Origin of the sequence: Microbacterium sp. 20-116, from assembly GCF_041079415.1 — a bacterium.
GTDB lineage: Bacteria > Actinomycetota > Actinomycetes > Actinomycetales > Microbacteriaceae > Microbacterium.
Window position 1 is genome coordinate 42,455 of record NZ_JBFYGP010000010.1, and the last position, 25,887, is coordinate 68,341.

Genomic DNA, 25,887 nt, shown 5'->3' on the forward strand with positions numbered 1-25,887 from the left:
GCGCTCACCCCTCGAGCAGGGTCAGCGTGATGGTCGCCGAGTAGGCGCCGGGCGCGACGGTCGCAGGCGTCTGCAGCACGAGGCCGGCGGAGGCCGAGTACGCCCCACCCGCGGCGGCGGCGGAGTTGTCGGCGTTGGCGAGCAGTTCGGCGTCGACGAAGCCGCCGATGCCCGGGTCGACGGGGTCGCCGGGTGCGACGAGCGCGGAGTCGCCCGCGACAATGGTGGGATACCAGCCGAAGCTGTCGGCCGACGAGATCGCGGGCTGGCCGGCGTCGCCGGCGAAGTCGCTGATGGCGCCCATGACGTACCAGTACGCCTCCGGGTCGACATTCTCGGGAAGGCGGGTGTCGGTGACGGTGACCGTCGGCAGCGTGCCCGTGAAGGTGCGGTCGGTGCCCGACGCCTCTCCCTCGGTGAGGGTGGTGGCATCGTCGGCGACGGTCAGGGCCAGGACGCCGGGCTCGGCCGCGGGGGCGATCTCGACCTGCACGTCGACGGTGTCCTCATCGGCGGCGAAGGCGCTGCCGCCGCCCGCGGCTGCCAGGATGCCGACGCCGAGAGCGGCGACTCCGATGCGGGCCGTCAGGCCGCGACGCGAGGTGGGGGACATGGGTGCTCCGTTCTTCCACCGCGAGGCGGTGGAGTCGTCGGCGGGCGCCGGCGGGTGGTCGGGACGACCGGCGTCCCGCCGGTCGGTGAACGAGGGGGCCGTCGTTTCGGGCGGGCGCGGCGGACTCCGGGGAGCCTCGTGGCGGCGCTGTCACGGGTCGGTTCTGCGGGTTCGTTGTGACAGTAGTGCGGCTTACGTGCGGCGTCAAGCAAAAGATGACTGGCGTTTGGAAGCTCTCTGAGATGCGCTTTTCCGGGGCAAATCGAGGCCGCGGTGGGCAGGAGCCCTTCTGTGAGCGGGACTGCGGGGGTCAATTCCAGCAGTTGTTAACGATATTTAGTCAAGTTTTATAGACGTACCGGCAAAAGACTTCTACAGTGACCACGGTCGAGGGCGACCTGTGCGATCCGAGCGGTCGACGCCGTCCCCGCCGCTGATCCGAAGGAGCAATGATGCCCGTACCCGCTGTCTTGTCCGGCCCCCGCCGGCGCAGCACCCGCGTCGCGAGAACCCTCGTGGCCGGTCTCCTGGGCGGAGCACTCGTGGCCACAGGAGCGATCCTGCCCGCCGGTGCCGCCGTCGCCCCCGCCGTCAACACCCCGGCGGACCTGCCCAAGCAAGAACCGGGTGTGACGCTTCGCACCTACTCCACCCCGCCCCTCACCGAGCTCTGCACGCTCAAATCGGGACAGACCCCCAACGTCGACAAGCTCATGTCGACGATCGACTGGAGCACCGACGAGCAGTTCGGTGCGGGTGACAACTTCATCACGCACGCCCTGGCCAATCTCACCGTCAGCACCCCCGGCTCGTATACCTTCCGTCTGACGAGCGACGACGGTTCGCGCCTCACTCTCGACGGCACGCAGCTGATCGACAACGACGGCCTCCACGGAGCGGAATCGGTCGAGGGCACCGTCACGCTCGACGTGGGCGTCCACGACCTCTTCGTGGAGATGTTCGAGGCCACCAACGGTCAGCAGCTCACGGTCGAGTGGAAGACCCCGGGCTCGTCGAGCTTCACCGTCATCCCGAACGACGTCCTCAGCACCGAGGCGGGCGTCGTGCGCGTCACCGCCCCCGGGACGAAGTACTGCGAGGGCAGCACCGACTCCGCCGGAGACGGTCTGCGCCTGGATGCCGTGAACCCCGACTACACGCTGGTGAACCTGCGCCCCGAGGGCTTCAACCCCAAGGTCTCGGGGCTGGCCTTCCTCGGCAACGGCGACCTCGCGGTGCTGACCACCGGCTCGGTCAACTCCGGTGGCTGGGACACCTCCACCCCCGGCAAGGTCTTCGTGCTCAAGGGCGCCCAGGCGGCCGACGGCCCCGAGGACGTCACCGTCGTCGAGGCGGCCGGCGGTCTGCTCAACCCCATGGGCATCGACGTCATCGACGACAAGATCTACGTCTCGGAGCGCTACCAGCTCACGGAGCTCAGCGACGCGAACGGCGACGGCTCGTACGAGACGAAGCGCAAGGTCGCGGAGTACCCCTCGGGCAACAACTTCCACGAGTTCGCCTTCGGTCTGATCCACGACGAGGACAACTTGTACGTCAACCTCTCCGTCGCGATCGACAACGGCGGAGCCACGACCAACCCGCAGCCCGCGAAGAACCGCGGCACCTCGGTGAAGATCGACCGGGCCACCGGAGCCATCAGCTACGTGGCAGGCGGTCTGCGCACCCCGAACGGCGTCGCCTTCGGTCCCGAGAACGAGCTCTTCGCGATGGACAACCAGGGCGCGTGGCTGCCGGCGAACAAGCTCGTCAACATCAAGCAGGACCGGTTCTTCAACCACTACACGAACCCCGCCGGACCCTTCGACGCCAACCCGGTGACCCCGCCGGTGGTGTGGATCCCGCAGAACGAGATCGGCAACTCCCCGAGCACGCCCATCATGCTGAAGGACGGCCCCTTCGCCGGCCAGATGATGTTCGGCGACGTCACCTACGGCGGCCTGCAGCGCGCCTTCCTCGAGAAGGTCGACGGCGAGTTCCAGGGAGCGGTCTTCCGCCACTCCGCGGGCTTCGAGGTCGGCGTGAACCGCGTCATCGAGGGTCCCGACAAATCGCTCTACATCGGCGGCACGGGTGAGGGCGGCAACTGGGGCGAGGCGGGCAAGCTCACCTACGGTCTGCAGAAGCTCGTCCCGAACTCCACGCAGGACACCTTCGACATGAAATCGATGAAGGTCGTCGAGGGTGGGTTCGAGATCGAGTACACCCAGCCCCTGTCCGACGAGACGGTGGCGAACCTCGCCTCGGCATACCGCGCCGAGCAGTGGCGCTACCTGCCGACCTCCACCTACGGCGGTCCCAAGATCGACGAAGAGATCCTCTCGCTGACCAGCGCCACGGCATCCGCCGACCGCAAGACGGTCACGGTCGCGTTCGACGGCCTCAAGCAGGGGCGCGTCGTGCACCTGCGCTCGCCGCAGCCCTTCGCCGCAGCCAGCGGTGACAAGCTGTGGAGCACCGAGGCCTGGTACACGCTCAACTCGCTGCCGGGCTACGTCTCGCCGGCCGACCAGGGATGGTACGAGGCCGAGGAGGCCCGCCTGATCGGCGGCGCCAAGTTCGACGCCGAGCACAGCGGCTACTCGGGCGCCGGTTTCGCCGGCGGCATGTGGCAGGCCGGTTCCGCGTTCGAGTTCACGGTGAACGCCGAGGCCGCGGGCACCGTTCCGGTCAACGTGCGCTACTCCAACGGCCCCAACCCGGCCCCCGGTTCCAAGGACGTGAACCTCTACGTCAACGGGCAGAATCTCGGCCGGTGGGACTTCCCCTCCACGGGTGACTGGAAGACCTGGGCCACGATCACGCGGGACATGCCGTTGGTCGCCGGGACGAACACGATCGCGCTGAAGTACGACTCGGGCAACAAGGGCAACATCAACGTCGACGTCCTGTCGATCGGCACCGCCGACATCTGCGCTCCGGCGCAGGTCGAGGACGGGTACCGCTCGCTGTTCGACGGCACGCTCGAGAGCCTGAACGCCGGTTGGCGCATGGCGGGCCCCGGGGGCTTCGGTCGTCAGAACGACTGCAGCATCCGCGGCGAGGGTGGCATGGGGCTGCTCTGGCACAAGGCGCAGGAGCTGAACGAGTACAGCCTCAAGCTGGACTGGAAGCTCATCGCCGACCACAACGGTGGCGTCTTCGTCGGCTTCCCCGACCCGCAGAACGACCCCTGGATCGCGGTGAACCAGGGCTACGAGATCCAGATCGACGCCTCCGACGCCGCCGACCGCACCACCGGTGCGATCTACACCTTCCAGGGTGCGGATGCCGCGGCGGTCGAGGCTTCGCTCAAGCCGGTCGGGTCGTGGAACGCGTACGAGATCGTCGTGAAGGGGCAGAGCATCAAGATCTTCCTCAACGGCACGCTGGTGAACGATTTCACCAGCACCGATCCCGCGCGCGACCTGTCGCAGGGCTTCATCGGCCTGCAGAACCACGGCGGCGGCGAAGCGGTGTCGTACCGCAACGTCCGTGTCATGGAGATCGACGAGCCGGCACCTCTCGCGGTGACGGCCTCGGCCGAAGTCCGTTGCATGGCGAAGAAGGCGACGCTGACGGTGCGCGCCACCAACACCGACACGGTGCCGGTCGACGTGACCCTCGAGACGGCGTGGGGCGAACGGGTCATCCCCGCCGTCCAGCCCGGGAAGACGGTGTTCCACACCTTCACCACCCGTGCCGTGTCGGTCCCCGCCGGTGAAGCGACGGTGTCCGCGACCGGCGACGGTCGCACCGGCGAGGCCACGGCCTCGTACGCGGCCAAGAGCTGCGGCTGATCCCCCCCCCGGCGCCCTCGGTGGCGGACTCGCGTCCGTCGCCGAGGGCGCTCCCCCTGTCCCAGAGGTCCCCATGCTCTCCTCCCTCGGCCGCCGCGTCAGCCGGCATCGCCTGATCGTCCTTCTCGCGTGGGCCCTGCTCGTGGTCGTCGGCGGCGCCCTCGCGGGTGACGTCTTCGACCGCACCGTCTCGGTCGCCGACGCCCCCGCCGGCAGCGAGTCGCTGCGCGCGAGCGAGCGCCTCGACGCCCTCGATCCCGAGGGCGAGATCGTCACCGCCGTCGTCCGCGGTGCGGACTTCTTCTCCCCGACGCTGCGCGACAGCGCGACCGCGGTGATGTCGTCGATCCGCGCCGTGCCCGGGGTGGCCGAGGCCACCGACGCCTACACGGCCGGCGGGGCGATCGGCGACGACGGGCGTTCGTCGCTGGTCGTCGTCGAACTCGCGCGGGGCCTCACCGGCGACGAGGCCGTCGCCACGGCATCCGCTGTCTCCGACCTGCTGAAGGGGATCGCCGCCCCCGAGGTGCTCGTCGGCGGCCCCCTCCTGGCCGAAGAGGCCTTCGTCGACCGCGCCACCGCCGACGCGGCCCTCGGCGAGAGCGTCGCGATCCTCGTCCTCGTCGTGTTGCTCACCGTCGCGCTCGGGTCGTTGCGCATCGCGCTCGTCCCCGTGGTCGCCGCCCTCGCGGCGATCGCACCGACCCTCGCGATCCTGGGCCTTCTCGCCCGCGTCGTCGACGTCAACGAGTTCGCGGTCAACGTCGTCACGATCCTCGGCCTCGGTCTCGCGGTCGACTACAGCCTGCTGGTGGTGCTGCGCCTGCGCGAGGAGCGTGCGGCCGACCCCGCCGTCCCCCTCGACGACCTGATCGCCCGTACCGTCTCGGGCGCCGGTCGGGCGGTGCTCGTGTCGGGTCTCGCCGTGACGGTGGCCCTTCTGGGCATCCTGGTGCTCGGCGACCCGTTGCTGTCGGGCATGGCGCTGGGTGGGGCCGTGGTCGTGGTCGTGGCGACCCTCGCGGGTCTCACCCTCGTCCCCGCCACGCTCTCGCTCCTGCACCGCGCCCTCCCTTCCGCCGGAGCGCGCACCTGGGCACGCCCCTGGGCCGGTCGCGCCGCGCGCGAGGGGGTGCTCGCCCGTTCCACGCGCCTCGCGCAACGGCGCCCGGGCCTCGTCGCCGTCGCCGCCGCGGCTCTGCTGATGCTGCTCGCCGCCCCCGTGGCATCCCTCGCCCTCGACGACTCCGACATCCGGTCCCTTCCCGCGGACGCCGAGGAGCGACGGGCGTACGAGGCGACGACGACCGGCTTCACCGGGATCGGGATCGAGCCCGTCACGGTCGTGCTCGACGGATCGATCCAGGATGCCGCCGTCACCGGCGTCCTCGATCGGATCGCCGCCCTGCCCGAGGTCGCCGACGCCGACGTGGTGCAGCAGCTGCCGCCCTAGGTCACCGCGGTCGCCTTCACCCCGACGGGCGACAGCGCGACGGGGCCGGCGGCGCAGAGCCTGGTCGAAGCGGTGCGCGAGCTCGACTCCCCGGTCCCCCTCGAGGTCACGGGGCCCGCCGCCTTCCTCATCGACACACGTGATCACCTGGCCTCGCGCCTGCCGTGGGCGCTCGCGATCGTCGCCGCCGCGAGCTTCGCGCTGCTGTTCGCCCTCACCCGCTCGGTCGTCGTTCCGGTGAAGTCCCTCGTGCTGGCGGGCCTCACCGTGGCCTCGACGCTGGGAGTGCTCACCGCGATCTTCGGGTGGGGGTGGGGAGCGCCCTTGCTCGGGTTCGAGCCGAGGGGTGCGCTCGATGTGACCACGCCCCTGCTCATCGGGCTCCTGGCCTTCGGGTTGACCATGGACTACGAGGTGTTCCTGCTGGCCCGCATCACCGAGCGCTGGCGTTCGCGCGATCTTCTCGTCGACCCGCGCTCCGCGAACGCCGAGGCCGTTCGCCACGGCATCACGCGCACGGGTCCGGCGGTGACGCTGGCCGCCGCGGCGATCTGCCTCGTCTTCCTCGGCTTCGCGTTCGGCGAGCTGGTCGCGATGAAAGAGATCGGGGTCGGGATGATCGTGGCCGTCGTCCTCGACGTCACCGTCGTGCGCGGGCTGTTGCTGCCCGCCGTGATGACGCTCCTCGGGCGCGCCAACTGGTGGCCGGGTACGCGATCGGCCGCCCCTGCCTCGCCCGCGCCGCTTCCGACCCTCGAGGCCGCCTCCCGCTGACATGTCGGCGTCGAGTCGACACCGTCTCGTCGGCGGGATGCCGTCTCGCGTTCCCCGCGGTCCCGGTCCGCCGCGCGCGCGGTCACACCGCCGTAGGCTGGAGTCATGCACGGCGAGTACAAGGTCCCCGGCGGGAAGCTGGTCGTCGTCGACCTCGAAGAACGCGAGGGGCGGATCCACGGCTTCCACCTCGCGGGCGACTTCTTCCTCGAGCCCGACGACGCCCTCGACGACATCGACGCGGCCGTCAACGGTCTTCCGGTCGAGTCCGACGTCCCCACGATCGCCGCGGCGATCCGCGCGGCCCTTCCCGAGGGGGCGCAGCTTCTCGGCTTCACGCCCGAATCGGTGGCGACCGCGATCCGCCGCGCGCTGGTGACCGCTCCCGGCTGGGCCGACTTCGAGTGGGAGGTCGTGCACGACGAGCCCGTCTCGCCCCGCATGAACCTCGCCCTCGACGAGGTGCTCACCACCCGCGTGGGCGCGGGGCTGCGCAAGCCCACCCTGCGCCTGTGGGAGTGGGACGAGAGCGCCGTCGTCATCGGCTCGTTCCAGTCGCTGCGCAACGAGGTCGACCCGGCGGGCGCCGAGAAGCACGGCTTCGACATCGTCCGCCGCATCTCGGGCGGTGGCGCGATGATGATGGCGGCCAACTCGATCGTGACCTACTCGCTGTACGTCCCGGCCTCCCTCGTCGCCGGTATGACCTTCGCCGACTCGTACGCGTTCCTCGACGACTGGGTGCTCCAGGCGCTGCGCTCGCTCGGCATCGACGCGGTGTACCAGCCGCTCAACGACATCGCGGGTCCTCACGGCAAGATCGGCGGCGCCGCCCAGAAGCGCCTCGCCAACGGCGGGGTGCTGCACCACGCGACCCTCAGCTACGACATGGACGGCCAGGTGCTCACCGAGGTGCTGCGCATCGGCCGCGAGAAGCTCAGCGATAAGGGCACCGTGTCGGCCGCCAAGCGCGTCGACCCGCTGCGCAGCCAGACCGGTCTTCCCCGGGCCGAGGTCATCGAGCGCTTCATCCAGACCTTCACCACGCTGTACGGGGCGACCCCGGGGCACATCAGCGACGAGGAGTACGCCGAGGCCCGGGCTCTCGTCGACTCCAAGTTCGCCACCGACGCGTGGCTGCAGCGCGTCCCGTGAGCGCCGACGACCTCACCGACGCGCCCGTACCGGGCGGCGTCGAGATCCATCACGCCGACAACCTCAGCGTCACCCCGGCCTATGCCGACGGCTCTTTCGCGCTCGTGTACCTCGACCCGCCGTTCAACACGGGGCGCACGCGCTCGAAGGCGGTCGAGTCGGCGACGCGTAAGGCGCCGGTCGAAGAGGCCCCGGATGCCGAGCGGCTCGAGCCCGTGGCATCCGATCCCAACATGCTCGAATTCCCCGCCGAGGAAGAGCCGCCGCCGCCGGTCGTGCAGCGCGGCTTCCACGGCCGCGAGTACGCGCGCCTGCGCGGGGATCTGCGCACCTACGACGACCGCTTCGACGACTACTGGGGCTTCCTCGAGCCGCGGCTCGTCGAGGCGTGGCGGTTGCTCGCCGACGACGGCACCCTGTACCTGCACCTCGACTACCGCGAGGTGCACTACGCCAAGGTCATGTGCGATGCGCTGTTCGGGCGCGACAAGTTCCTCAACGAGCTGATCTGGGCGTACGACTACGGCGCGAAGACCAAGCGTCGTTGGCCCACCAAGCACGAGACGATCCTGGTCTACGTGAAGAACCCGGCGAAGTACTTCTTCGACTCGGATGCCGTGGACCGCGAGCCGTACATGGCCCCGGGTCTCGTCACCGCCGAGAAGGCCGCGCGCGGCAAGATGCCCACCGACGTGTGGTGGCACACGATCGTGCCGACCACGGGTCGCGAGAAGACCGGGTACCCGACGCAGAAACCCGAGGGCGTGCTGCGCCGGATGGTGCAGGCGTCGTCGCGCCCCGGCGACAGGGTGCTCGACATGTTCGCCGGCAGCGGCACGCTCGGCGCCGTCGCCGCGCCGCTCGGGCGTCACTCGGTGCTGATCGACGACAACGCCGATGCGGTGGCCGTGATGCACAAGCGCCTGGAGCCGTACGCGAGCTGAGGCCCCGTCGCCCGCGGCTCGCTCGTGGAGTCGGTGATTCGCGCAACTTCAGTCGCGGTGGCTGTTGTGGGGGTGAGGTTGTGCGTATCGCGGAGGTGAGGCGCGCCCGCGCCGTGGTGCGCGTGGTGGCCGGTGGTCGCTCGCGGCTTGCTCGTGGAGTCGGTGATTCGCGCAGCTTCAGTTGCGGTGGCTGTTGTGGGGCTGAGGTTGTGCGTATCGCGGAGGTCAGGGGCGCACGCGCCGCATTCAGGCCCGCCGCGGCGGGTTCGGGCTCGACCGGTGTCCGATGTCGGTGCCCCCGCCTAGGGTGAGCCCATGGACTTCGGCATCTTCGTTCCCCAGGGCTGGCGCTTCGACCTCGTGGGGATCGACCCCGCCGAGCACTGGCGTGTGATGAACTCGCTCGCGCAGAGCGCCGACGACGGCCCGTGGACCTCGCTCTGGGTATACGACCACTTCCACACCACGCCGGTTCCCAGTACCGAGGCCACGCACGAGGCCTGGACGCTCATGGCCGCCTTCGCCGCCGCCACCGACCGCGTCCGCCTCGGTCAGATGTGCACCTGCATGGGGTACCGCAACCCGGCGTACCTCGCGAAGGTCGCGGCGACCGTCGACGCGATCTCGGGCGGCCGTACCGAGATGGGCATCGGCGGCGGCTGGTACGAGCACGAATGGAAGGCCTACGGGTACGGTTTCCCGCCCATCGCCGAGCGCCTCGGACGCCTGCGCGAGGGCGTCGAGATCATGCACCAGGCGTGGACCACGGGCGAGGCGACTCTGTCGGGCACGTACTACGAGGTCGACGGAGCGATCGTCCAGCCCCAGCCCCTCCAGCCGGGCGGCATCCCGCTCTGGATCGCCGGCGGCGGCGAGAAGGTCACGTTGAAGATCGCGGCGAAGTACGCCTCGTACACGAACTTCGGCGGCTCGCTCGAAGAGTTCGACCACAAGTCCGAGGTGCTGCGCGGGCATTGCGAGGCCCTCGGCCGCGACGCGTCCGAGATCACCCGGTCGACGAACTTCAACACGATCGTGGCCGAGACCGAGGCCGAGGCATCCGACCGCCTGGCCGCGGTCGTCGCGCGCCTGCGCCCGCACGTGGGCGACGAGCGGGCGGATGCCATCGAGGCCGACTACCGCTCGTCCGACGCCTTCGGCACCCCGGAGCAGATCGTCGAACGCCTGCGCGAGCGCGCCGACCACGGCCTCGGTTACGCGATCCACTACTTCCCCGAGGCCGCCTACGACACCTCGGGCATCTCGCTCTTCGAGCGCGAGGTCATGCCGCACCTCTGACCCCCCGGCGTCGGAGCGGCCCTCCGTGGCCGCAACGGATTCGGGTAAGTGCAGCGGTGAGCCCGCGGCATCCGATTCTGGTGCGCGTCTCCAATTGTGCGGCGCGCCCACCCACGCTGAGCGCTCAGACCAGCGGGGCGACCTCGGCGTAGGCGTCGGGTTCGACGGCGGGGGCGGATGCCGGGGCCCCGAACACCCGCGCCGGCCGGGTCTCGGCATCCCAGGCCGGCCACCCCGGGTCGCGGTCCCGCGCGAACGAGACCGCCGCCCCGTGCATGAGCGCGGCCAAGTCGGGCGGAGGGGTGCCCGCGATCGTGGCGACTCCGTCGGCGTCGAGGTGGTCGAACCAGAACGGGACGTCGAGGCAGTGGCACGCGACGCCGATGGTCGGCACGGGCGACGCCCACGCGAAGCGATACACCCAGGTCGGGGCCGTACCGCGCGCCCGAGCCGTCTCGAGCACGGTCGAGCGGATGACGCGGTCGGTGAAGAAGCCGCCGAGCACGGCCGCGGTTCCGTGCCTCCGGGTGCGCTCGAGGTAGGCGCGTCGTCGCGTGCGCCGCAGGCCGAGCAAGGCCAGGGCGAGCGGAACCGGGACCACCCGGAGCGCGCCGGCGTAGCGCGCGGTGAGCGCCGTGAACTCGTCGTCGGTCGACCCGATCACCAGCGGTATGTCGGCGCAGGCGCCGTCGGAGAGAGCGTCGAGCGGATGCCGGGGCAGCACGTCGCCGTCGACGACCGGCCCGAGCGGCAGACCGTCGTCGAGCAGTGTTGCCAGCGACGTGACTGCCCGGGCGAGGTGCGGGGCGAGGGCGCTCCTCTGCGCCGCGAGGACGCGCTCTTCGGGCACGGAGGCGAAGCCCCGGCGGTCGGGGCGGACTCCCGCTCTGTCGGCGACACGAGCGGCGAAGCGCTCCGCTGAGGCGAGCGTCACCGCGCCGATCGCGGGCGAGATCGCCATCGCCCCCGAGAAGAGACCGGATGCCGCGGGGCTGGTCATCAGCGCCAGCACCGACCCGCCGCCGGCCGACTGACCCGCCACCGTGACCCGGGCCGGGTCGCCGCCGAAGGTGCGGATCTCGTCGCGCACCCACTCGAGGGCGGCGATCTGGTCGCGCAGGCCCCGGTTGGTGGGGGCGCCGTCGATGAGCCCGAACCCGTCGAAGCCGATGCGGTACGAGATCACCACCGTGATCACCCCGTCGCGCGCGAAGGCGTCGCCGTCGTACCAGCGGCTCGCGGGGGAGCCCGAGGTGAAGCCACCGCCGTGGATCCACACGAGCACCGGGAGGGCGGCATCCCGGTCCCGGTCCGCCGGCGCGAACACGTTGACGTTCAGTGTCGCCTCTCCCGGGACGCTTGGCTCGGGGATGAGGGTGATGCCCGTGTCGCCCCGCTGCGCGGTCGGTCCGAAGACGGTGGCGTCGCGCTCGCCCTCCCACGCGTCGATCGGCACAGGAGCGGCGAAGCGCAGCGCTCCGACGGGAGCCTGAGCGAACGGGATGCCGAGGAACACGGCGGTGGTGCCGCGCCGGAAGCCGCGGACGGCGCCCTTCGAGGTGTGAACGAGCGCAGCGGCATCCATGTCTTCATCCTGCCCTCGCGCAGCGGTGGTGCTCCACCCGCGCAGCGCGCCAGCGCGACGGTTCGCCGGTGGGGGCCGTCCGTCGTAATCCGTTGCGTCCCCGACCGGGTGGTGCTGGTGCCTGGCGAACCTTCGACCCACGCAGAAACGCGATCCGCGCGCAGAAACGCGAGCAGAGCGCGTTTTTGCGTGCGAATCGCGTTTCTGCGTGAGGGGTCCGGGTGGGGTGGGGCCCGTCGCGTGCGCAGCAGCCGGCGTCGTGGCCGAAACCGCCGGAGGGTCAGGCGTCGCGGCGCGCGCCCTCGGAGGCCGTCACCGTGAAGATGTTCGGAGCACGGAAGCCGGATGCCGCGAACGCGGCGCGCAGCGCGGCCGTCGCCGCCGGAACGAGTTCGGTGGGGATCAGTGCGATCGCCGCTCCGCCGAAGCCACCGCCGGTCATGCGCGCCCCCAGCGCCCCCGAGGCGAGTGTCGTCTCGACGGCCAGGTCGAGCTCGGGGACAGAGATCTCGAAGTCGTCGCGCATCGAGACGTGCGAGGCGACGAGCAGGTCGCCGATCGCGGTGGGGCCGTCGGCGTCGAGGGCTGCGACCGTGTCGAGCACGCGCTGGTTCTCGGTGATCACGTGGCGCACACGGCGGAACGTAACGTCGTCGAGGATCTGCTCGGCGCGCGGGAGGTCGTCGACGGTGAGATCGCGCAGAGAGGAGACGCCGAAGGCTGCGGCTCCGCGCTCGCAGGCCTCGCGGCGCTCGCGGTACCCACCGGTGGAGTGCGCGTGCTCGACGAGCGTGTCGGTGACGAGGATCGACAGGCCGGCGTCGGCGAAGCCGAGGGGCACCGCGCGCGTGGCGAGGGTGCGGCAGTCGAGGAAGGTCGCGGCGTCGGCGACGCCCAGCATCGAGGCCATCTGGTCCATGATCCCGGTGGGGGCGCCCACGACGTCGTTCTCGGCGACGCGGCCGACGCGAGCGAGGGCGACCTTGTCGAGACCGGCCGTCCACACGTCGTTCAGGGCGGAGGCCACAGCCCCCTCGATCGCGGCCGAAGACGACAGGCCCGCGCCCACCGGCACGTCCGAGGCCAGAGCGATGTCGAGGCCGCGGGCCGCGGCATCCGGAGCCTCCCGCAGCAGCGCCCAGGCCACACCGAGCGGGTAGCCCGCCCAGTCGAGGCCACCGCCGGCAATGCGCGCATCGAGGTCAGCGAGCGAGACCTCCACGGCGTCGGGAGCGAAGGTCGAGCGCACGCGGATCACGTCGTCGTCGCGCAGGGCGACGGCGGCCGCGGTGCGCTGGGCGATCGCGAAGGGGAAGACGAAGCCCTCGTTGTAGTCGGTGTGCTCGCCGATGAGGTTGGCGCGGCCGGGGGCCGACCACACTCCGACCTCGGCGGCGTCGGTCAGCGTGGTGAGCAGGGCGCGGGCGTCGTCGACGGCGGTCATGCCGTCACCTCCGGAACGGTGTCGAGGGCGGCGCGCAGGCGCTCGGCCTGCGACTCGGGGGTCACGTCGCCGATCCAGGCGCCCATGGCGGCCTCGCTTCCGGCGAGGTACTTCAGCTTGTCGGCGGCGCGGCGGGGCGAGGTGATCTGCAGGTTGAGGCGTACGGCCTCGCGACCGCGTCCGACCGGGGCCTGATGCCAGGCCGCGATGTAGGGCGTGGGCGTGTCGTACAGCGCGTCGATGCCGCGGAGCAGCCGCAGGTAGAAGGGGGCGAGTTCGTCGCGCTCGGCGTCGGTCGTCTCGGCGAGGTCGGCCAGGTGGCGGTGCGGCAGCACGTGCACCTCGATGGGCCAGCGGGCGGCGAAGGGCACGTACGCCGTCCAGTGTTCTCCGCGCAGCACGACGCGCTCACCGGCCTGCTCGAACTCCAGGATGCGCGCGAACAGATCGTCGGAGGTGCGCGAGATCGTGTCGAGCAGGCGGTGCGTGCGCGGGGTTACGTACGGGTAGGCGTAGATCTGGCCGTGCGGGTGGGGGAGGGTGACGCCGATCTCCTGCCCGCGGTTCTCGAAGGGGAACACCTGACGGATGCCGGGCAGAGCCGACAGCGCCGCGGTGCGATCGGCCCAGGCCTCGATCACGGTGCGGGCGCGGGTGCGCGAGAGCGAACCGAACGAGCCCTCGTGCTGGGGGCTGAAGCACACGACCTCGCAGCGGCCGACCGAGGTGCGGGTGCGGCCGAGACCCAGGTGTTCGAGGTCGTCGTCACTGCGGGGCGGGTCGACGGCCGCCGGGGCATCGCCGATCGCGGTGTCGAGGGCGGGGCCGAACGAGGGCGACTTGTTCTCGAAGACCGCGACGTCGTAGAGCGAGGGGATCTCGGACGGGTTGGTGGGCGTCTGCGGCGAGAGGGGGTCGAGGTGCGCGGGCGGCAGGAACGCGCGGTTCTGCCGATTGGATGCCACGGTGATCCAGTCGCCGGTGAGGACGTCCTGCCGCATGGTGGCGGTGGCGGGCCGGGGGTCGAGCGTGCGGGCGTCGACCGAGCGCTCGGCGCCGAGAGCCGTGCCGGGATCGTCGAAGTACATCAGTTCGCGACCGTCGGCGAGACGCGTCGAGCGCTTGATCACGCCGGCGCTGAGGGTCTGCGCGGAGGGGGTGTCCGTGTTCACGATAACACGCTACATCTGGGCCGTGATATCGTCAACATAGGGGGAGCGATGCGCGTATCCATGGCCGATGTGGCCGCGAAGGCCGGGGTTTCGGCGCAGACGGTGTCGCGCGTGGTCAACGGCAGCCCCCGCGTCGACCCCACGACGCGGGCGCGGGTCGAAAAGGCCATGGCCGACCTCGGCTACCGCATGCATCGTGCGGCGCGCGCGCTGCGCACGGGCCAGACCTCCACGATCGGACTCGTCGTGTCGACCCTCGCCTCGGTCGGCAACTCGCGCATGCTGCAGGCCATCTCCGAGGCCGCAGCCGCTCGCGACTACGCCCTGGCCGTCGTGACCGTCGGTGAACGCGGCATCCACGAGGCTTTCGCCCGACTCCGCTCCCAGGGCGTCGACGGCGCCGTCGTGCTGAACGAGGCGACCGAACTCGCGCGCGATGCCGAACCCCCCGCCGACCTGCACCTCGTGGTCGTCGACTCCCCGCCCGACGAGCGCTTTTCGATCGTGCAGACCGACCACGCCGGGGGAGCGCGTGTGGCCACCGCGCACCTGCTCTCGCTCGGGCACGCGAGCGTGCACCACGTCGCCGGTCCCGCCCGCTCCTTCGCCGCCGCCGAACGCGAGCGCGGCTGGCGCGACGCCCTCGCCGACGCCGGGGTGGCCGCTCCCGCACCCGTTCGGGGCGACTGGACCTCGGCATCCGGGCATCGCGCCGCAGCGCATCTCGGCGACGCCACCGCCGTCTTCGTCGCCAACGACCAGATGGCGCTCGGCGTTCTGCGCGCTTTCGCCGACGCGGGTCGGGGCATCCCCTCCAATGTCGCCGTGGTGGGCTTCGACGACATCGTGGATGCCGCGGAGTTCCGCCCCCCGCTGAGCACGGTGCGCCAGGACTTCGACGCCCTCGGCCGCCGCGCCGTGGCCGCTCTCGTCGCAGCGATCGAGGGGGGAGCCCCCGTCGTCGAGACGGTGCCCGCGGCCCTCGTGGTGCGTGCGAGCAGCGGGGGCAGGTGACGAGTCAGAGGTGTTGCACCTCATTCGCTCGGTGGTGCACTGACCGCATGCCGACCACCCGACCGCGCACGCAAGTGACGCACACGCGAGCGGTCGAACAGGCCCTGGAGATCGCGCGCTCTCGATGGCCCGACGAGTCGCCCAGCGCTCTGCTCATGCACCTGGTCGTGCGGGGTGGGCAGGCGATCCAGGATGAGCAGTCGCAGCGTGAGATCGATCGTCGCGCCGCCGTGGACGCGGCGGTCCAGCGGCTGGCGGGGATCTATCCCGACGGGTATCTCCACGAGCTCCGCGGGGACTGGCCCGAGTGATCGTTCTCGATGCCGGAGTCGTCATCGCCCTGTTCAGCCCCGACGATGCCCACCACGACCGGGCGAAGGCTCTCTTCGCCCGACAGGCGGGGCCCTTCCTCCTGCATCCGCTGACCGTCGCGGAGACCCTCGTCGCCGCCGCACGTGTCGAGCGCGAGGGGGAGTTGTGGGACGCCCTGCGCAGCCTCGGGGCAGAGGTGGCGGCGATGGGGGCCGATGAGCCCCTGCTGCTGGCTCGATTGCGTGCCACGCACGCATTGAATATGCCCGACACGTGCGCTCTCGCGGTGGCGGTGCATCTGCGCGTCCCCATCGCCACCTTCGATACGCGACTGGCCGCCATGGCCGACGAGATGTCGCTCTTGTTCTCCGTCGACTGACCCGGCGCAGATCCCCTCGTCTTGCTCGGCGCGCCTGGCCCTCTGTCCGTTGCGGGGCGAGGACGCACTCTCGGATGCCGCGGAGCCCGTGATCGCGACGCCGTGAGGCGCTGCCGTCGGTCAACCCAGAGCGATGCTCGCGGTGGTGCGGACGGTGCGAAGCGGCGAGGCCGCCACCCACACGACGGTGAGGGCCACCCCGACGCAGCCCGCGGCGATCCCGGCTCGGGTGCCCAGCGCTTCGCCGACGAGGCCGCCGAGGCCCGCACCGATCGCGACGACGCCGTACGAGATCCACCGTACGGTCGCGTTGACCCGCCCGAGCAGGAGGTCGGGCGTTCGCAGCTGCCGCAGGGTGAGGGCCACCACGCTCGAGAGCGAGGTGCCCGCGCCGTTGACCGCGAACACGCCCACGAGCACGCAGACGATCACGGGCGTCGACCACGCGGCATCCACGAACGGTAGGGCGCCGAGCACGAGGCTCTCCGCCCCCGCGCACGCGATGAGCACCGCTCCGACGCCGAAGCGCCGCACGCTCGCGGGGGCGGCCGCAGCGCCCACCACGGCTCCCACCGCGCCGAGGCTGAAGACGAGGCCGAGATGCCCCGCCGTCAGGCCGAGCTCGCGAACGGCGTGCACGAGGAGCAGCACGGTGATCCACTGGGCGAACAGGTTGTAGATCGCCGAGAAGCCCACGAGCGAGACCAGGTAGCGGTCGCGTCGCACGAAGCTCAGTCCCTCTCGCAGTTCCGCGAGGGCGCCGCGCCGCTCGCGGAGGGGGTCGGGCTCCCCGGCGCGGATGCCGATGAGCGCGACGGCCGAGACGGCGTAGGTGACGGCCTGCGAGAGGAGGGCCCACGGGGCGGTGAGGGTCTGCACGAGCCACCCGCCCAGACCCGGCCCGCCGACCTGTGCGGCCGAGGCCGTCGCCTGTAACCGGCCGTTCGCCGCCTCGAGTCGGTCGCGGGCGGCGACCGTGGGCAGGAACGATTGGTAGGCCACCTCGAAGGCGACGGTGAAGGCCCCGATCACGAAGATGAGCCCGAGCAGCACGGGAAGGGTCAGAGAGCCGCTCACGGCAACGGCGACGAGCACGATGATGAGGGCTGCTCGAGCGGCATCGGCGGCGATGAGGACGGGTCGCCGCCGCCGGCGATCGACGATGACACCGAGGGGGAGCGCGAGCAGAAGGAACGGCAGCCACCGGGCGACCCCCACCAGTCCGGCCTCCGCCGCCGTCGCGTGCAGCACCACCACGGCCAGCAGGGGAACGGCGAGGTCGCCGATCTGGCTGCCCACGGCCGAGGTCGTCTGCGCCAACCAGAAGCGGTCGAAGTCGCGACCCAGACGTTTACTAACGCGTGTTTCCGTCATCACCCGTTAACAATGTCGGTCGCGCAGTAACGCGTCAACAGCTTTTCGCGCATTAGTCTGTCGGGTATGGGCGCGACGACGTTTCCGCGGGTCGGGGGCCACCCGGCCTTCGACCTGGTCGACACGGTGCACTGGCGACTCGACGACGCCCGCGCGATCGACACGCTGCCGGACTTCGGGGCGGTGCTCGAATGGTGCACCGAGATCGGGCTGATCGCCGATCCGGGCATCGTCCGCGCGACACCCCGAACGGCCGCGGCGGAGCACGCCGCGATCATCGCGCTGCGCGAAGCCGTCTACGAGGCCGTCTTCGAGGACTCTCCGGATGCCGTGGCCCTCATCGCCCGTGAGCACGTCGACGCCCTGCGCCGTTCAAGCCTGGAGCGCGGCGACGACCGGTGGCAGTGGCATCCGCCCGCCGATGTGACCGGTCCGCGCGCGGCGATCGCCCTCCTCGCCCACGACCTGCTGACCTCCGATCTACGCGCGGCGCGCCAGTGCGGCGACGACGCGTGCGGCTGGGTGTACCTCGACACCTCCCCCCGGCACAACCGCATCTGGTGCACCGCCGCCGGCTGCGGCAACCGCAACCGCGTCAAGCGCCACCACGCGAGATCGCGCGCCTGAGGGAAACCGCCGTCAGGCCTCGGCCCCCCACGGCATCGGCCGTTCGGGATCGCGAGAGCTGTCGTCGGGCAGGGGCGGAAGCGCCTCGCCACCCGCGCGGATGCACAGCCACCGCAGCTCGCTGTCGCCGCCCGGGGTCGCGCGCCAGGTGCGCCAGACGTTCTGCCCGACCCGCACGACGCTGCCGGGACCGACGTCGACCACGTCGTCGTCGAGGCCCATCTGGCCGCGCCCCTCGAGGAAGACGTACAGTTCCTCGACCCGGGTGTGCGTGTGCCAATAACCGGCCTCTTCTCCGGGCAGCAGAGCGTTCGCCGTCATCCCGATGAACTGCATGGTCAGCTCCTGGTCGACGACGCGCCGCCCGTCGCGGGATCGCGCCGGGGCGAACCCCCCGAAGCGGTCGCGCCAGTCGTCCAGCCCGCCGATCTCGGTGACCTCGTAGTCGCTCATCGGTTCTCGCTCTCGTTCGCGGGTTCGGTCAGCCGCCAGCCCTCGGCGGTGCGCCGGTAGATCGTGCGCAGGTGCCGGCGGTCGGAGGAGCCCTGCCAGAACTCGACCCGGTCGGGGACGAGTCGCCAGAGCACCCACCCGCCCGGCTCGATCCCGTCGCGGGCGGCGGCGGACCGGGCGGCGAGGTCTGCCGCGCTCTCTTCGGCCGAGGCTTCGACCACTCGCCCGCGCACGCGCACGGCCCGCAGCACCGCCGGCCACCAGAAGTTCAGCGCCGCGGCGGGTCGGGCCGCGAGTTGGTCACCCTTGGCGGAGGCGCGCGGACCGGCGAAGGCCCACCCCTCCGGCCCCAGGTTCTTGAGGATCAGCGTGCGGGCGTCCGGGATGCCGTCGGCATCGACCGTCGCGAGGGTGGCGCCGTGTGCCTCGGCGACGCCGGCGTCCACGGCCTGCCGGATCCACCGCTCGAACAGGGCCTCCGGTGCGACGGGGAGGGCCTCGGCATCCTGCCCGGGGGGAGTCCCGGTGAGGGAGGGGATCGACCGGAGCCACGCAGCCATCGTCATGCCCCCATCCTGCTCCTCCCGGGCACGCGCCTCTCCCGCGTGAGGCTCCGAGAATCGTCGCTTCCGGCGCTGCGGACGCGACAAAGGCGGCGCCTCACGCGAGAGCAGGCACGAAAGGCGCGACGAGAACAGGGGATGCCACGAGAACAGGCCGACCCGCGCGGGATCGGCCTGTTCTCGGCGCACGCGCCTGTTCTCGTGACGGACTACTCCTCGAGCTGCCCCAGCGACGGTTCGGCGACGAAGCGGGCGACGGCCTCGATCGCGTGCTCCAGCTCGAGCACGACGATCTCGTTGGCACCCGCACGGGTCGCGGGACCCGGGATGTAGAGCGTGTTCTGCGGCACGTTGTTCCAGTACCGCCCGAGGAAGAAGCCGTTGACGAAGGCGTATCCCTTGCCCCACGAGGTGGTGTCGAGGAACAGATCGGCGGGCGCGTCCAGGTCGAACGAACCGCGCAGCAGCACGCGGCCCATCGAACCGGCTCCCGTTCCTTCCGCGGCTTCCAGGGCGACGGGCGTCGCCGTCCAGCCCGTGAGCGTCTCGCCGTTCAGGGTGACGGGTCCGAACAGGCCCTTGGCCTCGCCGAGGCGATCGGCGTAGTTCACGCGGCCCTGGTCCTCGACGAGGACCGTGAGCCGAGCGCCCGCGGGGATCGTGAGGGCGCGCTCGTGCAGCGTCCGCGAGAGTCGACCCACGGGAGTGTCGTCCACGTGCACCCACGCCAGATCCCGCACCTCGCTGAACACGAGCGCCGCGGGACCCGAGAACGCGGGCAGCTCCACGTCGTACCGCACGAGCGGGCCGAGGTGGGCGATCTGCTCGAAGCTCGGCGGATCGTCGGCGATGGCCACGGGCCCGGGGGCCGGCATCCAGTCTCCCTCTCCCGACAAGCCCACCTCGAAAGCGGGTGCCTGCGGGCGGGGAGCGGGGACGACCTCGGGCACCGGGGCGTACTTGGCGATGACGTCGCGGAAGGCGTGGAACTTCGCCGTCGGGTGGCCCGACTCGTCGATGGGGGCGTCGTAGTCGTACGAGGTGACGATGGGGTCGAAGCGGCCCTTGTCGTTCGCGCCGTTCGTGGTGCCGAAGTTCGTGCCGCCGTGCACCATGTAGATGTTCACCGAGGCGCCGGCGGCGAGCAGCACGTCGAGGTCGTGGGCGGATGCCGCGGGGTCGGTCGTGTGGTGGATGCTGCCCCACCAGTCGAACCAGCCGTCCCAGAACTCGCTGCACATGAGCGGGCCGGTGGGCTGGTGCTCCCGGAGGGTCGCGAGGCGCTCCTCCGACCGCGAGCCGAACGAGCCGGTGAGGTGGAGGCCCGGCAGGCTTCCGGCCTCGAGCATCCACGGCATCGGCTGGTCGACGGTCGTCAACGGCACCGTGATGCCGGCGTCCTCGGTCACGCGCACCAGCTCGCGCAGGTACGTCTTGTCGGACCCGTAGGCGCCGTACTCGTTTTCGATCTGTACGAGCACCACATTGCCGCCGCGATCGATCTGGCGGGGCGCCACGATCTCGTAGACCCGACGCAGGTACTCCGACACCGCATCGATGAACTGCGGTTCCGAGCGACGGATGCCGATGCCCGGCGTCGAGGTCAGCCACACCGGCAGTCCGCCGTTGTGCCATTCCGCGCAGATGTACGGGCCCGGGCGCACGATCGCGTGCAGGCCTTCCTCGGCGATCAGGTCGAGGAAGCGGCCGAGGTCGTTCCACCCCGTGGCATCCCACTCCCCGCGAACGGGCTCGTGGGCGTTCCACGCCACGTAGGTCTCGATGGTGTTGAGCCCCATGGCCTTGGCGGTGCGGATGCGGTCGGCCCAATGTTCGGGGTGGATGCGGAAGTAATGCAGCGTTCCGGAGATGACCTGGTGGGGCTTCCCGTCGAGCAGGAAGTCGGTCTCGCCGATGGAGAAAGTCGTCACGATGTCTTTCGGGTTCTCAGGGGATCAGTCGACGAGGCGCGCGCGCAGGCGCACCCATGACAGAGCGGGGAGGGTGAAGCGCAGGATGCCGTCGTCGCCCACCTCGACGTCGAGTCCGACGGGGGCGACGGGCTCGCCGTCGGCGGAATTGGTGGTGTGGCGGTCCCCACCCTCGGGGATCGTGACGACCACGGCTTCGACGGCGTCGACCCGGCCGAGGTCGAGCTCGACCGGGGTCGGGGCCTCGAGGTCGCGGTGCACGAGGAACACCGACACGGTGTCGCCGTCGACGGTGGCGACCGTGTCGACGGCGTCGACCGGGCCGAGCCGCGGGGTGTCGATGGTAGCGCCGTCGACACGCGGGACGACGACGCGACCGGATGCCGCCTTGGCCGTGAGGGCGAAGGGGTGGAAGGTGGTCTGCCGCCAGGCTGCGCCGCCGTCGGGCTCGGTGCGGATGGGGGCGATGACATTCACGAGCTGCGCGAGGTTCGCCATCGACACGCGGTCGGAGCGGCGGATGAGCGTGATCAGGAGCGAGCCCACGACGACGGCGTCGGTCACGGTGTAGTCGTCTTCGATCAGGCGCGGCGCGATCGGCCAGTCGCCCGTGAACACGCGCGGCTTGTCGACCTCGTTCCAGCGGGTCTGGTTCCAGACGTTCCACTCGTCGACGCTGATGCCGATCGGGCGGCCGTCGGGGGTCGTCGCCCCGACTTCGTCGATGATGTCGGCGACCTCGCCGATGTAGCGGTCCAGGGCGACTCCGCTGGCGAGGAAGCCGGCGGGGTCGGCGGGGTCTTCTTCGTAGTACGCGTGCACCGAGATGTGATCGATCAGTCCCGCGGTGTGGCGGAGCACGGTGCGCTCCCATTCGCCGAACGTCGGCATCTCGTGGTTCGAGCTGCCCGCGGCCACGAGCTCGACCGTCGGGTCGATGAAGCGCATCATGCGTGCGGTCTCGGCGGACAGGCGGCCGTACTCGTCGGCGGTCTTGTGGCCGATCTGCCAGGGGCCGTCCATCTCGTTGCCCAGGCACCACAGGCGGATGCCGAACGGGTCTTCGCGGCCGTTGTCGCGGCGGCGGTCGCTCAGCGCGGTGCCGGCGGGGTGGTTGGCGTACTCGAGCAGGTCGGCGGCCTCGGCCACGCCGCGCGTGCCGAGGTTGACCGCCTCCATGACCTCCAGGCCCGCGGCATCCGCCCACTCGGCGAACTCGTGCAGGCCCACCTGATTGGTCTCGGTGCTGTGCCACGCGGCATCCAGCCGAACCGGACGCTCCTCGCGCGGGCCCACACCGTCCTCCCAGCGGTAGCCCGACACGAAGTTGCCGCCGGGGTAGCGCACGACGGTGGCGCCCAGCTCGCGCACGAGCTCGAGCACGTCGGCGCGGAAGCCCTGGCCGTCGGCGGTGTCGTGCCCGGGGGAGTGGATGCCGTCGTACACGCAACGGCCCATGTGCTCGACGAACGAGCCGAACAGGCGGCGGGGGACGTCTGCTCCGACGGCGGTGCGGTCCACGACGATACGGGTGGGGGAGGTCATTCGGGTCTCTCCTGGCGAGGGAAGGGAAGGGGCGGGCCGCATGCGTGCACGCGGACCCGCCCCCGGGGAACTGCTTACTTGTTGACCGAGAAGCCCTGGTCGTTGCCGTACTGGACGAGCTGGTCCTGCCACGCGGTGAGGCCCGCGTTCAGGTCGCTCTTCTTCGAGTAGGCCTGGCCCACGGTGTCGCCGTAGATGCTGTTGGCGTACACCTGGAAGGGCAGGTAGCTCCAGCCCTCGCGGACCTCGCTCGAGGCCTGCGTCAGCACCTGGTTGATCTGCTGGCCGCCGAAGTAGTCCGACTTCTTGTCGACGAAGGCGGGGTCGCTCAGCTGCGCGGTGGTCGAGGGGAAGCCACCCGACTCGGCGAAGATCTTCAGGCTCTCGTCGTCGTTGTTGAGCCACTTGAGGAAGCCGGCCGCGAGCGCGGGGTTCTTGCTCTGCTTGGTCACGGCCTGGCCGCCGCCGCCGTTCTCGGCCGTCACGGCCTTGCCGTCGTAGGTGGGGATGGGGGCCACGGCCCACTTGCCCGAGCCGTCCTTGACCGAGGACTCCAGGACGCCGGGCATCCAGGCGCCGATCACGAGAGAGGCGATCGAACCGTCACCGAGGCCCTTGAACCACTCGTCGCTCCAGCTGGGGGTGTTGGAGATCAGGCCGCCTTCGATGAGACGGTTCCAGTTGTCGGCGAACTTCTTCGAGCCCTCGTCCTGAAGGTCGATGGTGACGTCGGTGCCCGAGGTCTTGAACGGGGTGCCGCCGGCCTGCCAGATCATGCTGGTCGTGAAGCCCGAGTCGCCGTTGTCGGCGGTGATGTACTTCGTCGGGTCGGCGGCGTGCAGCTTCTCGCCCGCGGCGACGTACTCGTCCCACGTGGTGGGGACGGCGATGCCGTACTGGTCGAAGACCGACTTGTTGTAGAAGAGGGCCATGGGGCCCGAGTCCTGCGGCAGGCCGTACAGCTTGCCGTCGAAGTTGACCGAGCCCCACGGGCCGGTCGCGTAGTCGTCCTTGAGGTCGGCGAAGCCGTACGACGACAGGTCGACCAGCGAGTCCGAGAGCGCGAACTGCGGGAAGGCGTAGTACTCGATCTGCACGACGTCGGGAGCGCCGGAGCCCGCCTTGATGGCGTTCTGGAGCTTGGTGTACTCCTCGGTGTTGGTGCCCGCGTTGACGTAGTTGACCTTGACCTTGGGGTACTTCGCCTCGAAGGCCTTGACCTGCGCCTCGGCCGAGGGGGTCCAGGACCAGTACGTGATCTCGCCGCCGGCCTCGAGGGCCTTCTCGATGTCGTCGGCCGATCCGCCGGCAGCACCGCCGGCGTTACCGCCCGAGCACGCGGTCAGCGCGCCGACCGTCAGGGCGGTGGCGGCGACGGCGAAGACGGCCCGCCGAGCGGCGGTGCTCTTGCGCATGAATGTCATCGGTTCCTTCACTTCGTTGTTGTGGAGTCGGGGCCGAGGCCCCGGGGGTGTTGTGTGTTCCGGGGCAGGACGCTCCGGTGGTGTGGTGTTGCGGGTCATCCGGGGGGATACCCCGGTCAGGGGGAGCTGGGGCGGATCATTCCTTCACGCTGCCGGCGGTCAGGCCCGACTGCCAGAAGCGCTGCAGCAGGAGGAAAGCCGCGACGATCGGGATGATCGAGAGCAGCGATCCGGTGATCACGAGGTTGTAGATGGGCTGCGCGGCGACGCCGGTCGCCTGCGCGTTCCACTGGTTGAGGCCGACCGTGAGCGGGTACCAGGCGGGGTCGCTCAGCATGATCAGCGGGAGGAAGTAGTTGTTCCAGGTCGCCACCACCGCGAACAGCAGCACGGTGACGATGCCCGGGGTGAGCAGGCGGATCGAGATGGTGAAGAAGGTGCGGAACTCCCCCGCCCCGTCCATCCGGGCGGCTTCGAGCAGCTCGGTGGGGATGGCGTCCGTCGCGTAGACCCAGATCAGGTAGAGGCCGAACGGGCTGATGAGGGAGGGGATGATGATGGCCCACGGGGTGTTCGTGATGCCCAGCTGGCTGAACAGCAGGAACGTCGGCACCGCCAGAGCGGTACCCGGAACGGCGATCGCGCCCAGGACGACGGCGAAGACCGCCTTGCGGCCGCGGAAGTTGTACTTCGCCAGGCCGTAGCCCGCGAGGGTGGCGAGCAGGGTCGCGCCACCTGCGCCGACGACGACGTAGAGCAGCGTGTTGCCGAGCCAGCGCAGGAAGATCCCGTCGCGGTAGGTCAGGGTCTGCACGATGTTGTCGCCGAGGGCGAAGTCGCTGCCGAACCACAGGCCGAACGTCGAGAAGAGCTCGGGCTGGGTCTTGGTGGAGTTGATGAGCAGCCACGCCAGGGGAACGAGCGTGTACAGCAGGTACAGCGCCATGACGATGCTCAGCACCACGGACTTCTTGCTGTGCGTGGGGGAGCTGCGTGCGAAGCGGCGGCGCGTGCCCTGACGGGGAGTGGTCACGGCGACGGTGTCGGTACGGGGTGCGGTCGCGGTGGTCATCGCGCCTCCTGACGGGAGCCGCGCAGCTGCACGACGTAAGCGATGACGGCGGTGATGACGCCCATGATGATGGCGATCGTGGCGGCGTAGTTGTACTGCTGGCCGGCGAACGAGAGGTTGTACGCGTACATGTTCGGCGTGAAGAACGTCGAGATCACGTTGGGCGCGAGCGGCTTGAGGATGTTCGGCTCGTTGAAGAGCTGGAAGCTGCCGATGATCGAGAAGATGGTCGCGATGACGACCGCGCCGCGGACGGCCGGGATCTTGATCGAGAAGATCGTGCGCCACGCGCCCGCTCCGTCGATGGATGCCGCTTCGTACAGCTCGTTCGGGATGGTCTTCAGCGAGGAGTAGAAGATCAGCATGTTGTAGCCGACGAACTGCCACGTGACGATGTTGCCGATCGACAGCAGCATCCATTCGGGCAGGAAGGGCTGCACGAACTGACCGCCCAGCAGGTCGTTGAGGTTGCGGGTCAGGCCGAACTGGTCGCCGTAGATGTAGCCCCACATGAGCACGGCCACGACGGCGGGCACCGCGTACGGCAAGAAGATCACCATGCGGTAGAAACCTGCCGCGTGAAGCCGTGCGCTGTCGATCGCGAGGGCGGCGCCGAGGGCGAGCAGCAGCATGATCGGCACCTGCACCACGAGGAAGAGCAGGACGCGCCCGAAGCCGTCCCAGAACTTCGAGTCGCCGAAGGCCGCGATGTAGTTGTCGAGACCGACGAAGGCGTTGCCGCCGATGAGCTGGTCGCGGAACAGGCTCAGGTAGACCGAGTACGCCAGCGGCGCCAGGAACACGAGGGCGAAGACGAGGGCGAACGGGGCGACGAACAGCCAGCCGCGGTCTTCGATTCGGGAACGCCGCTTGCGCTGGGGGGTGCGCAGGGCGGGCGGGGGTGCCGCAGTGGTCGTCATCGTCCGGTGCCTCTTCATTGGTGCGCATCTCGGT

21 protein-coding genes and 1 pseudogene are annotated in these 25,887 nt (G+C 70.6%); 10 read left to right on the forward strand and 12 right to left on the reverse strand.

Annotation, left to right across the window (positions count from 1 at the left end; translation table 11 throughout):
* Nucleotides 1–4: 4 nt before the first annotated feature.
* Nucleotides 5–613: a hypothetical protein gene (locus AB6V29_RS15315; RefSeq protein WP_267788303.1), complete on the reverse strand. Its 609-nt coding sequence runs from the start codon at nt 611–613 to the stop codon at nt 5–7.
* Nucleotides 614–1,065: 452 nt separating this feature from the next.
* On the opposite strand from AB6V29_RS15315, the gene AB6V29_RS15320 reads away from it, so the two are divergent.
* From AB6V29_RS15320 to AB6V29_RS15345, 6 genes and pseudogenes are all read left to right on the forward strand, one after another.
* Nucleotides 1,066–4,413 carry a family 16 glycoside hydrolase gene (locus tag AB6V29_RS15320; protein ID WP_369359693.1) on the forward strand — a complete coding sequence of 1,116 codons (3,348 nt, stop codon included), beginning with the start codon at nt 1,066–1,068 and terminating at the stop codon, nt 4,411–4,413.
* Between the two features lie 73 nt (nt 4,414–4,486).
* Nucleotides 4,487–5,866: an MMPL family transporter gene (locus tag AB6V29_RS15325; RefSeq protein ID WP_369359695.1), complete on the forward strand. Its 1,380-nt coding sequence runs from the start codon at nt 4,487–4,489 to the stop codon at nt 5,864–5,866.
* A 42-nt stretch (nt 5,867–5,908) separates the two neighbouring features.
* Nucleotides 5,909–6,640: pseudogene (locus AB6V29_RS15330) on the forward strand (MMPL family transporter); the annotation flags it as partial.
* A gap of 105 nt (nt 6,641–6,745) precedes the next feature.
* A complete protein-coding gene (locus AB6V29_RS15335) occupies nt 6,746–7,795 on the forward strand; it encodes a biotin/lipoate A/B protein ligase family protein (RefSeq protein WP_369359697.1) in 1,050 nt (349 codons plus the stop codon).
* On the forward strand, nt 7,792–8,739 hold the full coding sequence (locus AB6V29_RS15340; RefSeq protein WP_369359699.1) for a site-specific DNA-methyltransferase: 948 nt from the start codon (nt 7,792–7,794) through the stop codon (nt 8,737–8,739). Before AB6V29_RS15335 ends, AB6V29_RS15340 begins: the two co-directional genes overlap by 4 nt.
* A gap of 315 nt (nt 8,740–9,054) precedes the next feature.
* Complete coding sequence (locus tag AB6V29_RS15345) at nt 9,055–10,038, forward strand: LLM class F420-dependent oxidoreductase (RefSeq protein ID WP_369359701.1); 984 nt, start codon at nt 9,055–9,057, stop codon at nt 10,036–10,038.
* A gap of 124 nt (nt 10,039–10,162) precedes the next feature.
* Here AB6V29_RS15345 and AB6V29_RS15350 read toward each other — a convergent pair whose 3' ends face one another.
* The 3 genes from AB6V29_RS15350 to galT all read right to left on the reverse strand — a co-directional run bounded on the left by AB6V29_RS15350 (nt 10,163) and on the right by galT (nt 14,155).
* Entirely contained in the window at nt 10,163–11,623 is a 1,461-nt protein-coding gene (locus tag AB6V29_RS15350) for a carboxylesterase/lipase family protein (RefSeq protein WP_369359703.1), read from the reverse strand.
* A gap of 280 nt (nt 11,624–11,903) precedes the next feature.
* Nucleotides 11,904–13,067: a galactokinase gene (gene galK / locus AB6V29_RS15355; RefSeq protein ID WP_369359705.1), complete on the reverse strand. Its 1,164-nt coding sequence runs from the start codon at nt 13,065–13,067 to the stop codon at nt 11,904–11,906.
* Nucleotides 13,064–14,155, reverse strand: a complete 1,092-nt coding sequence (gene galT, locus AB6V29_RS15360; RefSeq protein WP_369359745.1) for a galactose-1-phosphate uridylyltransferase — start codon at nt 14,153–14,155, stop codon at nt 13,064–13,066. The genes galK and galT overlap by 4 nt, the downstream gene beginning before the upstream one ends.
* Nucleotides 14,156–14,287: 132 nt before the next feature.
* Between galT and AB6V29_RS15365 the strand changes: the two genes are divergently transcribed.
* Genes AB6V29_RS15365 through AB6V29_RS15375 form a run of 3 tightly spaced genes read left to right on the forward strand, consistent with a single transcriptional unit; the run spans nt 14,288 to nt 15,944 of the window.
* On the forward strand, nt 14,288–15,253 hold the full coding sequence (locus AB6V29_RS15365) for a LacI family DNA-binding transcriptional regulator (RefSeq protein WP_369359707.1): 966 nt from the start codon (nt 14,288–14,290) through the stop codon (nt 15,251–15,253).
* A 47-nt stretch (nt 15,254–15,300) separates the two neighbouring features.
* Nucleotides 15,301–15,564, forward strand: a complete 264-nt coding sequence (locus AB6V29_RS15370; RefSeq protein ID WP_210077013.1) for a hypothetical protein — start codon at nt 15,301–15,303, stop codon at nt 15,562–15,564.
* Nucleotides 15,561–15,944, forward strand: coding sequence for a type II toxin-antitoxin system VapC family toxin (locus AB6V29_RS15375; RefSeq protein ID WP_369359709.1), 384 nt, complete (start codon nt 15,561–15,563; stop codon nt 15,942–15,944). The genes AB6V29_RS15370 and AB6V29_RS15375 overlap by 4 nt, the downstream gene beginning before the upstream one ends.
* Nucleotides 15,945–16,064: 120 nt before the next feature.
* Here AB6V29_RS15375 and AB6V29_RS15380 read toward each other — a convergent pair whose 3' ends face one another.
* The gene (locus AB6V29_RS15380) at nt 16,065–17,318 is read right to left on the reverse strand and encodes an MFS transporter (RefSeq protein ID WP_369359712.1); all 1,254 of its coding nucleotides are present in this window, start codon (nt 17,316–17,318) and stop codon (nt 16,065–16,067) included.
* 66 nt (nt 17,319–17,384) lie between these two features.
* Here AB6V29_RS15380 and AB6V29_RS15385 point away from each other — a divergent pair, with 66 nt between their 5' ends.
* On the forward strand, nt 17,385–17,945 hold the full coding sequence (locus tag AB6V29_RS15385) for a CGNR zinc finger domain-containing protein (RefSeq protein ID WP_307313406.1): 561 nt from the start codon (nt 17,385–17,387) through the stop codon (nt 17,943–17,945).
* A 12-nt stretch (nt 17,946–17,957) separates the two neighbouring features.
* Here AB6V29_RS15385 and AB6V29_RS15390 read toward each other — a convergent pair whose 3' ends face one another.
* The 7 genes from AB6V29_RS15390 to AB6V29_RS15420 form a co-directional block, all read right to left on the reverse strand.
* Nucleotides 17,958–18,398, reverse strand: a complete 441-nt coding sequence (locus AB6V29_RS15390) for a cupin domain-containing protein (RefSeq protein ID WP_369359714.1) — start codon at nt 18,396–18,398, stop codon at nt 17,958–17,960.
* Nucleotides 18,395–18,964: a pyridoxamine 5'-phosphate oxidase family protein gene (locus AB6V29_RS15395; RefSeq protein ID WP_369359716.1), complete on the reverse strand. Its 570-nt coding sequence runs from the start codon at nt 18,962–18,964 to the stop codon at nt 18,395–18,397. The genes AB6V29_RS15390 and AB6V29_RS15395 overlap by 4 nt, the downstream gene beginning before the upstream one ends.
* Nucleotides 18,965–19,170: 206 nt before the next feature.
* Nucleotides 19,171–20,892, reverse strand: coding sequence for a glycoside hydrolase family 35 protein (locus tag AB6V29_RS15400; protein WP_369359718.1), 1,722 nt, complete (start codon nt 20,890–20,892; stop codon nt 19,171–19,173).
* A 24-nt stretch (nt 20,893–20,916) separates the two neighbouring features.
* Nucleotides 20,917–22,437: an alpha-N-arabinofuranosidase gene (locus tag AB6V29_RS15405; RefSeq protein WP_369359720.1), complete on the reverse strand. Its 1,521-nt coding sequence runs from the start codon at nt 22,435–22,437 to the stop codon at nt 20,917–20,919.
* 74 nt (nt 22,438–22,511) lie between these two features.
* Entirely contained in the window at nt 22,512–23,852 is a 1,341-nt protein-coding gene (locus AB6V29_RS15410; RefSeq protein WP_210077022.1) for a sugar ABC transporter substrate-binding protein, read from the reverse strand.
* Nucleotides 23,853–23,997: 145 nt separating this feature from the next.
* Nucleotides 23,998–24,807, reverse strand: coding sequence for a carbohydrate ABC transporter permease (locus AB6V29_RS15415; protein ID WP_103208622.1), 810 nt, complete (start codon nt 24,805–24,807; stop codon nt 23,998–24,000).
* A 122-nt stretch (nt 24,808–24,929) separates the two neighbouring features.
* Nucleotides 24,930–25,853, reverse strand: a complete 924-nt coding sequence (locus tag AB6V29_RS15420; protein ID WP_103208408.1) for a carbohydrate ABC transporter permease — start codon at nt 25,851–25,853, stop codon at nt 24,930–24,932.
* Between the last annotated feature and the right edge of the window lie 34 nt (nt 25,854–25,887).